At 45.8% G+C, this 3,690-nt stretch carries 3 protein-coding genes; all 3 read left to right on the forward strand.

Annotated features, from left to right (window positions below):
- The first annotated feature begins 239 nt into the window (after positions 1-239).
- The 3 genes from V7149_RS24870 to V7149_RS24880 all read left to right on the forward strand — a co-directional run bounded on the left by V7149_RS24870 (position 240) and on the right by V7149_RS24880 (position 3,595).
- Positions 240-1,427 (forward strand): acetyl-CoA C-acetyltransferase, encoded by a 1,188-nt coding sequence (locus V7149_RS24870; RefSeq protein WP_335348246.1) that lies wholly within the window; start codon positions 240-242, stop codon positions 1,425-1,427.
- Positions 1,428-1,563: 136 nt separating this feature from the next.
- Positions 1,564-2,415, forward strand: a complete 852-nt coding sequence (locus V7149_RS24875) for a 3-hydroxybutyryl-CoA dehydrogenase (protein WP_335348247.1) — start codon at positions 1,564-1,566, stop codon at positions 2,413-2,415.
- A 49-nt stretch (positions 2,416-2,464) separates the two neighbouring features.
- Positions 2,465-3,595: an acyl-CoA dehydrogenase gene (locus V7149_RS24880; RefSeq protein ID WP_335348248.1), complete on the forward strand. Its 1,131-nt coding sequence runs from the start codon at positions 2,465-2,467 to the stop codon at positions 3,593-3,595.
- Positions 3,596-3,690: the final 95 nt, after the last annotated feature.

Here is a 3,690-nt window from a genome sequence, read left to right on the forward strand (position 1 = left end):
GTTCAACTTCAATTGGCAGCTATTTCTGCCAATTGAAGTTGAACTTTAAGAATTTTCCGTAAAGTATTTCAATTTTTACTATTTTTAAAGTAAAATAGAAATATAGGTAAAGCGCTTACAATCTAGGAGTTATTTTTTTGGATGGACATTGAGCGAGCGTTCAGTCAAATGGCTTGATCGCTATGAATCAATTGGGCAGGAAAGTCTAAATAAACAAGTAAAACAAAGGAGAGATTCTGATGGGAAGAACCGTAATTTTAGGTGGAGCAAGAACGCCATTTGGTAAGTTTGCTGGGGGATTAAGCAGCTATTCGGCTTCAGACCTTGGCGGTTTTGCTGTAAAAGAGGCTTTAGCTCGTGCTGGTGTCAAACCGGAGGAAGTCGGTGAAGTCATTCTCGGAACGGTACTGCAAGGTGGGCAAGGCCAAATTCCTTCCCGTCAGGCTGCAAGAAAAGCAGGGATTCCGTGGAATGTGAAAACAGAAACCGTTAATAAGGTTTGTGCTTCGGGCATGCGTAGTGTCACATTAGGGGATCAAATCATCCGCCTCGGTGATGAAGAGGTAATCGTGGCTGGTGGAATGGAATCAATGAGCCAAGCTCCTTATTTTCTGCCAACAGCTCGTTGGGGATTACGCATGGGGGATGCACAAGTTAAGGATTTAATGACACATGATGGATTAAGCTGCAGTTTCACAGGGGTTCATATGGGGACGTACGGAAACGAAACGGCGGAAGAAATGGACATTAGCCGGGAAGAGCAAGACCGCTGGGCTCTCAGAAGTCATGAATTGGCCATTGCTGCAATGGAAGCTGGAAGGCTAGCGGAGGAAATTGTTCCAGTCTCGGTGCCGCAAAGAAAAGGAGAACCCATTATGATTTCCGAGGATGAGTCTCCTCGAAAGGATACTTCCATTGATAAATTGGCGAAGCTTCGCCCGGCATTCGGTCCAGAGGGCACGATTACTGCCGGCAATGCGCCTGGTGTGAATGATGGAGCGGCTGCATTAATCCTAATGAGCGAGGAAAGAGCTGTTCGTGAAGGAAGAAAGCCTGCAGCGGTTATTCTCGGTCACACTGCCATTGCGGTGGAGGCGAAGGATTTTCCAAAAACACCAGGGCTTGTGATCAACGAGCTTTTGAAAAAGACTAGGAAATCCGTTGAGCAGATTGATCTTTTTGAAATTAATGAGGCATTTGCAGCTGTCGCGCTATCAAGCGGAAAAATTGCCAGTCTTGACGAAAATAAGGTCAATGTAAATGGCGGTGCGGTCGCGTTAGGGCATCCAATCGGTGCGAGTGGAGCGAGAATTATCCTGACATTAATGCATGAATTAAAACGTCGAGGCGGCGGAATCGGCATCGCAGCGATTTGCAGCGGCGGCGGCCAAGGCGATGCCATCATGATTGAAGTTCCGAAAAACTAAATGAACGGCTAAATTCGTTATTTGTCGGCCCATGTTAAATTTATCAGCCAATTTAGCCTATTTATCAGCCAAATCAAATTTAACACCCCAATAATCATCAGCCAATATATACATTCAACCGAACGGAGGAGCAAAAATGAACGTACAAAAAATCATGGTAATCGGAGCGGGTCAAATGGGCTCAGGGATTGCCCAGGTTTGTGCACAAGCTGGCTACAGCGTGCTTTTAAATGACCTAAAACAGGAATTTGTTGATCGCGGTCTAGGTGTGATCAGAAAGAACCTTTCCCGTCAGGTTGAAAAAGAACGGATGACGGCCGAGCAAATGGAAGAAATATTAAACAACCTCACGCCATCTACGGATCTGCAGGATGCCAAAGCTGTTGACCTCATTATCGAGGCTGCTGTGGAAAATATGGAGGTCAAAACGAAAATATTCAGCCAGCTGGATGACATTGCGCCTGCACACGCCATCCTCGCAAGTAATACGTCATCCTTGCCAATCACAGAAATTGCAGCTGCCACAAAGCGGCCGGAAAAAGTGATTGGCATGCACTTTATGAATCCGGTTCCGGTTATGAAGCTAGTAGAAATCATTCGTGGTCTTGCAACAGCAGATGACGTCTACCAAACAATTGAAGACATTACGAAAACGCTCAAAAAGGTACCAGTTGAAGTCAATGACTTTCCGGGATTTGTGTCAAATCGAGTGCTGATGCCGATGATAAACGAAGCCATTTTTACCCTATATGAAGGGGTTGCTTCTAAGGAAGCCATCGATGAAGTAATGAAGCTTGGTATGAATCATCCGATGGGGCCGCTTACTTTGGCGGATTTTATTGGACTTGATACTTGTCTATATATTATGGAAACGCTTCATGAGGGCTTTGGTGACGATAAGTACCGCCCATGCCCGCTGTTAAGAAAATATGTGAAGGCCGGCTGGCTGGGACGTAAAACAGGCAGAGGCTTTTATACGTACGAATAGGCATTTCCTTAAATAAAAATCACCCGATAGGAATAACGGAGGGCTGCAAATGAACCTGAGATTTACAGAAGAGCAGGAAATGATGAGAAAAATGGTGCGAGACTTTGCCCAATCCGAAATAGCACCTTTTATTGAAAAAATGGAGCAAGGCGAGTTTCCACGTGAAATTCTAAGAAAAATGGGGGAGCTCGGCCTAATGGGAATTCCCATTCCGGAACAGTATGGCGGTGCGGAAATGGATTTTACCTCCTACATCATTGCCATCAATGAGCTATCAAAGGTGAGTGCAACGATTGGCGTTATCCTTTCCGTCCATACCTCTGTAGGGACCAATCCAATCCTTTATTTCGGTACAGAGGAACAAAAGAAAAAGTATATTCCGAAGCTTGCCTCAGGCGAATATCTTGGCGCCTTCTGCTTAACAGAGCCGAGTGCCGGATCTGACGCGGGAAGCCTGAAGTCAAAGGCTGTTAAAAAAGGTGACCATTATGTGATCAACGGATCCAAGGTTTTTATCACAAACGGCGGGGAAGCGGATGTTTATATCGTATTCGCCTTAACTAATCCTGAGCTCGGAAGCAGAGGGATTTCCGCTTTTATCGTTGAAAAAGATACGCCGGGTCTTGTGATCGGAAAAGACGAGAAAAAGATGGGCTTGCATGGCTCCAGAACGCTTCAGCTAAGCTTTGAGGATATGAGAGTTCCGGCTGAGAATCTACTTGGGGAGGAAGGACATGGCTTTAAGATTGCCTTGGCTAATCTGGAGGTAGGCCGAATCGGTATTGCCGCCCAGGCGCTTGGAATTGCAGAAGCGGCTCTTGAAGCGGCGGCGGAATACGCGAAAGAGCGTGTCCAATTCGGAAAGCCGATTGCTGCTCAGCAGGGGATCGGATTCAAGTTGGCAGATATGGCTACGGCTGTTGAAGCATCGAAGCTCTTAATCTATCGTGCAGCTGATCTTCGCCAAAGAGGAATCAAATGTGGAATGGAAGCCTCCATGGCAAAGCTGTTTGCTTCCAAAACAGCTGTCGAAGTAACAACAGAGGCCATCCAAGTATTTGGGGGCTATGGCTATACAGAGGATTATCCAGTTGAACGATACTTCCGTGATGCGAAAATCACCGAAATCTACGAGGGTACGAGCGAAATTCAGAGATTGGTTATCAGTAAGCATCTTTAATAGCGAACTCACTTAAAACACTAATTATGACGGTCTCCTTATGCGTATTTCCAAAGGAACTCATCCAAAACGCTAGTCATGACCGCTTCATAGTG

The organism is Bacillus sp. JJ1503, from assembly GCF_036965125.1.
GTDB lineage: Bacteria > Bacillota > Bacilli > Bacillales > Cytobacillaceae > Cytobacillus.